This is a genomic window from Actibacterium sp. (assembly GCF_041584535.1).
Lineage (GTDB): Bacteria > Pseudomonadota > Alphaproteobacteria > Rhodobacterales > Rhodobacteraceae > Actibacterium_D.
Genome location: NZ_JBFHDW010000159.1, coordinates 1 through 6,325 on the forward strand (window position 1 = coordinate 1; position 6,325 = coordinate 6,325).

6 protein-coding genes and 1 pseudogene are annotated in these 6,325 nt (G+C 62.1%); 3 read left to right on the forward strand and 4 right to left on the reverse strand.

Translation table 11 applies throughout. The features are described 5' to 3' along the window. A pseudogene (locus ABYW26_RS09010) lies at positions 1–1,015 on the forward strand (hypothetical protein); the annotation flags it as partial. Here the strand turns inward: ABYW26_RS09010 and hppD are convergent. Next, positions 1,012–2,115, reverse strand: coding sequence for a 4-hydroxyphenylpyruvate dioxygenase (gene hppD, locus ABYW26_RS09015; RefSeq protein WP_372604458.1), 1,104 nt, complete (start codon positions 2,113–2,115; stop codon positions 1,012–1,014). The pseudogene ABYW26_RS09010 and the gene hppD sit on opposite strands and share 4 nt — an antisense overlap. A gap of 136 nt (positions 2,116–2,251) precedes the next feature. On the opposite strand from hppD, the gene ABYW26_RS09020 reads away from it, so the two are divergent. After that, on the forward strand, positions 2,252–2,710 hold the full coding sequence (locus tag ABYW26_RS09020; protein ID WP_372604459.1) for an Lrp/AsnC family transcriptional regulator: 459 nt from the start codon (positions 2,252–2,254) through the stop codon (positions 2,708–2,710). A 9-nt stretch (positions 2,711–2,719) separates the two neighbouring features. Next, the gene (locus ABYW26_RS09025; protein ID WP_372604460.1) at positions 2,720–4,624 is read left to right on the forward strand and encodes a monovalent cation:proton antiporter-2 (CPA2) family protein; all 1,905 of its coding nucleotides are present in this window, start codon (positions 2,720–2,722) and stop codon (positions 4,622–4,624) included. A gap of 64 nt (positions 4,625–4,688) precedes the next feature. Here the strand turns inward: ABYW26_RS09025 and ABYW26_RS09030 are convergent, their stop codons facing one another. The 3 genes from ABYW26_RS09030 to ABYW26_RS09040 all read right to left on the reverse strand — a co-directional run bounded on the left by ABYW26_RS09030 (position 4,689) and on the right by ABYW26_RS09040 (position 6,234). After that, positions 4,689–5,198 carry a CarD family transcriptional regulator gene (locus ABYW26_RS09030; RefSeq protein ID WP_372604462.1) on the reverse strand — a complete coding sequence of 170 codons (510 nt, stop codon included), beginning with the start codon at positions 5,196–5,198 and terminating at the stop codon, positions 4,689–4,691. Positions 5,199–5,490: 292 nt separating this feature from the next. After that, positions 5,491–5,829, reverse strand: a complete 339-nt coding sequence (gene fdxA, locus ABYW26_RS09035) for a ferredoxin FdxA (RefSeq protein ID WP_372604463.1) — start codon at positions 5,827–5,829, stop codon at positions 5,491–5,493. Positions 5,830–5,880: 51 nt separating this feature from the next. Beyond that, positions 5,881–6,234: an RNA-binding S4 domain-containing protein gene (locus ABYW26_RS09040; protein WP_372604464.1), complete on the reverse strand. Its 354-nt coding sequence runs from the start codon at positions 6,232–6,234 to the stop codon at positions 5,881–5,883. Positions 6,235–6,325 lie beyond the last annotated feature (91 nt).

Consider the following 6,325-nt stretch of genomic DNA (forward strand, 5'->3'; position numbering starts at 1 on the left):
CCCCATCGACTCCAGCCCGGAAGCCAGCGAAGAGGCCGACGCCGAGCCGGAAAACACCGTCAGCGCCAAAGAGGCGAAAAAGCTTTATGCCGAAACCGGCGCATGGGTGTCGCCCCCCGACGTCCCGGCCGAAGACACGGGCGAAACGCTGGACGCGCTTTATATCGCGTCGATCGACCCGGCGATTCCGGGCGAGGATGCGGTCGCCCTGCCCGCGCCTTTGCAACAGCTTGAGGATCAGCCGCTCGCGCCTCAATCCCCGTTGCCACCCGCCGGAACAGTGTTCACGCTGGACGACCGCGGCCTTGTCATTCCCAGCCGCGAAGGCACGCTAAGTCCTGATGGGGTGATGATCTTTGCCGGTCGCCCGCTCAGAACCCCGCCACCGCGCCCCGAGGCCGCAGTTGATCCCGGCGCCGCGCTGGCCGAAACGCCGGAGCGCGCCGCGCTGGCCGGGTTCCGCCCGCGCCCGCGTCCGGACAATCTGGCCGACCGGCAGGAACGCGCCCAGACCGGCGGCTTCAGCCGCGACGAACTCGCGGCGTTGAAACCGCGCCCGCGCCCCGATTCCGAACAGGAAAACCTGACCGCCGCCGAGGCCGCGCCTTCGGCCACGGATGTGACCGGGCCGTTGGTGATCTCTCGCTCGCTGGTGCCGCCCGCACGCCCGTCGAACAGCGCCGCAGCCATCGCCCGCGCCGTGGGCGAGGCCAATAGCGGCAGCAGCGTCGCAACCGCCCCCGCCCCATCTTCCGGGCCGCAGATTCCCAGCAGCGCCTCGGTCGCCAAGCAGGCGACGATCAACAACGCCGTCAACCTGAGCACGGTCAACCTGTTCGGGGTGTTCGGCACCGCCTCGGACCGACGCGCGCTGGTGCGGCTGGCCTCGGGGCGTTACGTCAAGGTTCAGGTCGGAGACCGTCTGGACGGTGGCAAGGTCGTCGCCATTGGCGAAAACGATCTGACCTACGTCAAGAACGGCAAGAACGTCCGGCTGGACATGCCCAAGGGCTAGGCCGCTGGCGGGGCTTTCAACTCGCCACTTTCGATCTGTTCACGCTCGATGGATTCGAACAGGGCGCGAAAATTGCCCTCGCCAAACCCGTCATCGCCCTTGCGCTGGATGAATTCGAAAAAGATCGGCCCGATCACTGTCTTGCTAAAGATCTGTAGCAGGATCCGGGTCTCGCCACCGTCCAGCACGCCTTCGCCGTCAATCAGGATGCCATGTTTCTGCATCCGCTCCAGCGGCTCGGAATGGCCGTGCACGCGGTCTTGCGACATGGCGTAATAGCTGGCGGGCGGTCCGGGCATGAATTTCAGGCCGCGCTGGGCAATCGCATCGGTGGCGTCGTAGATGTCATAAGCCCCGACCGCGATGTGCTGAATGCCCTCGCCGCGATACTTTTTCAGATAGGCGACGATCTGGCCGGTTTCGCCGCGATCTTCGTTGATCGGAATGCGGATGCGGCCACAGGGCGAGGTCAGCGCCCGGCTGAAAAGCCCGGTGTATTTGCCCTGAATGTCAAAGAACCGGATTTCGTGGAAATTGAAGATATCGCCATAAAAGTGGAACCATTTGTCCATGTTCCCTTTGTGGACGTTATGGGTCAGGTGATCCAGATAATAGAACCCCACCCCCGGAGGATTGGCCGCACTGATCCAGTTGAATTCATCGTTATAGGGCGAGGCCTGATGCACGCCCTCGATGAAATAGATCAAAGAACCGCCGATCCCGACAATCGCCGGCACGTCCATCACCTTGCCCGGCCCCTCGAACGGGGTGGCGCCTTTGGCGATGGCATGGCGATAGGCATGCTCCGCGTCGACCACCCGCCAGCCCATCGACGGGGCGCAGGGGCCGTGCAGATCAATGAACCGCGACGCATGGCTGCCGGGTTGGGCGTTCAGAAGATAGGAAATATCGCCCTGCTGCCACAGCTCGACCGCGCGGGTCTTGTGGGTGGCGACATGGGTATAGCCCATCTGGGTAAAGAGATGCCGCAGCACCTGAGGCTCGGGATGAGCGAATTCGACGAATTCGAATCCATCGGTGCCAGCCGGGTTATCGGCAGTAATAGTGGCGGGCGGGGCATCATGCGGGAACGGACCCAAGGCGTTTCCTCCTGTTTTCTGTGCGCAAAGACAGGATACGCCGGTTCAAACACGTAAAATGCGCGTTATTGGCCCGGATTGTCATATTATCCGCAGGAAATCCGCGCTATCCTAGGAAAAATTGCGGGATTTACGCATGAATCTGGATGACACCGATTGCCGCCTTCTGGCGGCGCTGCAAAAGGACGCTCACCTGACGTCGCAGGAATTGGGCGAGATGCTGAACCTGTCGGCCAGTCAGGTCGGGCGGCGACGGCAGCGGCTTGAGCAGGATGGCGTCATCACCGGCTATGCGGCGCGGCTGGACCCGGCGCGGCTGGGTCTGGGGGTGCAGGCCTTTGTGCAGGTGCAAATGGCCACTCATGCCCCCGATGCCGCTGCCAGCTTTCAGCGGCTGCTGCAAACCCGCCCGGAAATCATCAGCGCATGGACCCTGACCGGCGAGGCCGATTACCTGCTGCGGGTGATGTGCGAGGATCTGACCGCGCTGAACCGGGTGATCCACGAAGTTCTGCTGCCCCACGCCGCCGTGGCGCGGGTGCAAAGCCAGATTGTTATGAACCAGTTCAAGGCCGACGCGCCTTTGCCGATGTAAGGACCGATCATGGAAGGTTTCCTTCTGCTTGCGACCATTTATCTGACGGCGGCGGTGATCGCCGTGCCCGTGGCCACGCGGCTGGGGCTGGGGTCGGTTCTGGGCTATCTGCTGGCCGGGGTTGTGATCGGGCCGGTGCTGGGGCTGGTCGGCTCGGAAATGCAGGACCTTCAGCATTTCGCCGAATTCGGCGTGGTGATGATGCTGTTCCTGATCGGTCTGGAAATGGACCCGCGCGCCCTGTGGGACATGCGCAAGAAACTGGTCGGGCTGGGCGGGTTGCAGATCGTGCTGACCACCGCCGCGGTGATGCTGGGGGCAATGTATCTGGGGATGGTCTGGAAAACCGCGCTGGCGGTGGGTCTGGTGCTGGCGCTGTCCTCGACCGCGATCGTGAAGCAGACGCTGCGGGAAAAGGATCTGACCCGAACCGAAGGCGGGCGCGGCACATTTGCGGTGCTGCTGACACAGGATTTGGCCGTGATCCCGATGCTGGCACTGCTGCCGCTGCTGGCAATTGCGCAGGGGCCGATGCTGGCCCCGGATGGCTCGGTCACGCGGCCGGGCATCGACGCCCCGCCGGGCGGTAGCCATGAAAGCGCGGTGTCGCTGGTCGGGCACCTGCCAGCATGGAGCGTGACCTTGGCAACGCTGGCCGCCGTCGCTGTCGTGGTGCTGACCAGCCGCTTTGTCATGCCGCCGCTGTTCCGCATCCTGCACGCCACCCGCCTGCGCGAGATGTTCACCGTTGTCGCCCTGCTGATCGTGGTCGGCATCGCCATCCTGATGAGCATGGTCGGCCTGTCACCGGCACTGGGCACATTTCTGGCCGGGGTGGTTCTGGCAAACTCGGAATTCCGGCACGAGCTGGAAAGCAATATCGAGCCGTTCAAGGGGCTGTTGCTGGGCCTGTTTTTCATGACCGTCGGCGCCGGGATCAACTTTCACCTGCTGCTGGCGCGGCCGGTGGATATTCTGGGCATGACCGTGGCGATGATGGCGGTCAAAGGCGTGATCCTGTACGGCATCGCCACCCTGTTCAAACTGCGCGGCGTGAACCGCTGGCTGTTCACTCTGGGGTTGGCGCAGGCCGGTGAATTCGGCTTTGTGCTGATTTCCTTTGCCTCGCAAATCAGCGTCCTGCCCGCCGGGTTGGGTCAGTCGCTGTTGCTGGTCATCGCCATGTCGATGATGCTGACGCCGTTGTTCTTTATCGTCCACGACCAACTGGCCAAGCGCCTGCGCGATGCCGACGCTGGCGATCAGCCCGCCGCCGACGAGATCGACGAGCAGAAACCGATCATCATCGCCGGGGTGGGCCGTTTTGGGCAGGTGGTGAACCGGATGCTGCAAATGTCGGGCTTTCACGCCACGGTTCTGGACCACGACCTGCGCACGATTCAGGTGCTGCGCAAATTCGGCGTCAAAAGCTTCTTCGGGGACCCGACCCGGCCCGAGTTGCTGCATGCCGCTGGTCTGGACACTGCCAAGGTGCTGGTCGCGGCGCTGGATAACCCGGCCGAGACGACGCGGCTGGTAAAATATGCCCGCCACCAGCGGCCCGATCTGAACATCGTCGCCCGCGCCCATGACCGGGTGCATGTGTATGAACTGTATGCCGCTGGCGCCGATCATATCGTGCGCGAGATGTTCGACAGCTCACTGCGGGCGGCACGCTATGCGTTAGAGGACATGGGGCTGACCGATTTCGAGGCCAATGAAATCGAGGTCGAGTTCTATAAACGCGACCGTCAGGCGCTGCGGGAACTGGCCGAGCTGTGGAAACCCGGCGTGCCGCTGGACCAGAACGAGGCCTATGTCCAGAAATCGCGGCAGTTGAACAAGGAACTGGAAACCGCGCTGGTCGGGCGCCGGATCGAAGTCCTGCCTGTCCCGCCCGAATCCTCCGAATAACAACCGCGCAAAAGAAAACCGCGCCCGGAGTTACCCGGACGCGGCGAATTCAGATCACAACCGATCAGGCGGCGCGCGAAACCAGCACGTCACCGACTTGTTGCTGGGCCTTACCCTCGTCCAGACCGCTGACGGCGGCGACTTCACGGGTCAGGCGCTCAAGCGCGGCCTCATAGAGCTGACGCTCGGAATAGCTTTGCTCGCGCTGATCGTCGGTGCGGTGCAGGTCGCGCACCACTTCGGCGATGGCGATCAGATCGCCCGAGTTGATCTTCTGCTCGTATTCCTGAGCACGACGCGACCACATGGCGCGTTTGACCTTGGCCTTGCCTTTCAGCGTGGTCATGGCTTTGGACACGATGTCGGGCGACGACAAGGACCGCATGCCGATCTCGGTCGCCTTGTTGGTCGGAACGCGAAGCGTCATTTTGTCTTTCTCGAACGAGATGACAAACAGCTCCAGCGAAATGCCAGCGATTTCCTGTTCTTCGATCGATACGATCTGACCGACGCCATGCGCCGGATAAACAACATAATCGTTGGGGCTGAATTCAGATTTCTTGGTCTTGCTCATGCAATGCCTTCCTTACAGAAACCCCCGGACAATTCAGCGACACCGACCTTGCCGAAAACGGATATTTTCGGTCATCAGGCTAATTCGGCGCTAGAAAACCACACCGCAGGCAAGCACACTGCGCGTGGATGTTCGGGGATCACGTCCATTTATGACACTAATATAGCAAAAAAATTGGCAAATTCAAAGCGCCGCAACGCAGCAGCAGCCCCGAGTCTCGGGGATTCTGAACATTTTCTTGCTCAATCGGACGCTTTCACCGGCCCGAGGGCAGCAAAACGACCGAATCGGTTCAGTTGCCCTCGCCCGGGGCTTCGGAGAAGTATTTCGAAAGCTTGTCGGTCTCGCCGTCGCGCTCTTCATAGCCGGGCAGCGGGTCTTTCTTCGACACGATCACCGGCCACATCTCCGAATATTTGCGATTGAACTCGACCCATTTTTCCATGTCTGGTTCGGTATCCGGGCGGATAGCGTCCGCAGGGCATTCCGGCTCGCATACGCCGCAGTCGATGCATTCATCCGGGTGGATGACCAGCATGTTCTCACCCTCGTAGAAACAGTCTACCGGGCAAACTTCGACGCAGTCGGTGTATTTGCAGGCAATGCAGTTATCGACGACGATATAGGTCATGGGCGCGGCCTCATTCGGTTCAACAGCGCTTAGCTAGACCAGCCAAGCCGATCATTCAAGCGGGCGCGAGCGCAAAAGGTCAATCTGTCGCCGGTCTTTCTTGGTCGGCCGACCGTTGCCCTCGAATTGGGCAACCGGCGGAACCGTTTCCCGCGGCGGGGTCAGATCGTCATACAGCGCTTGCGCTTCGGGGGCGGGACCGCGTCGTACGCCGGGGGCAATGACCCGCACGACGCGGATCTGATTGCCCTGCGGAAAGGTCAGCGTGTCGCCCGGCCCAACCTTGTGGGCCGGTTTCGAAACCTTGTCCGAATTCACCCGCACATGCCCGCCCGAGACAAGCTTGGCGGCCAGCGTGCGGGTCTTGACGAACCGCGCGTGCCACAACCATTTGTCGGCCCGCATCTTGGACCCATGCCCACCGGGGCCAAGGGCGGACGCGCCGCCCCCGGCTCCGGGGGATTGATCCTTATCGGCCAATCAGTTCTTTTCCTTC

Coding starts and splice junctions, on each gene's coding strand:
- ABYW26_RS09020 (WP_372604459.1), top strand. CDS start 2,252: ATGAATCTGGATGACACCGATTGCCGCCTTCTGGCGGCGCTGCAAAAG.
- ABYW26_RS09025 (WP_372604460.1), top strand. CDS start 2,720: ATGGAAGGTTTCCTTCTGCTTGCGACCATTTATCTGACGGCGGCGGTG.
- ABYW26_RS09030 (WP_372604462.1), bottom strand. CDS start 5,198: ATGAGCAAGACCAAGAAATCTGAATTCAGCCCCAACGATTATGTTGTT.
- fdxA (WP_372604463.1), bottom strand. CDS start 5,829: ATGACCTATATCGTCGTCGATAACTGCATTGCCTGCAAATACACCGAC.
- ABYW26_RS09040 (WP_372604464.1), bottom strand. CDS start 6,234: ATGCGGGCCGACAAATGGTTGTGGCACGCGCGGTTCGTCAAGACCCGC.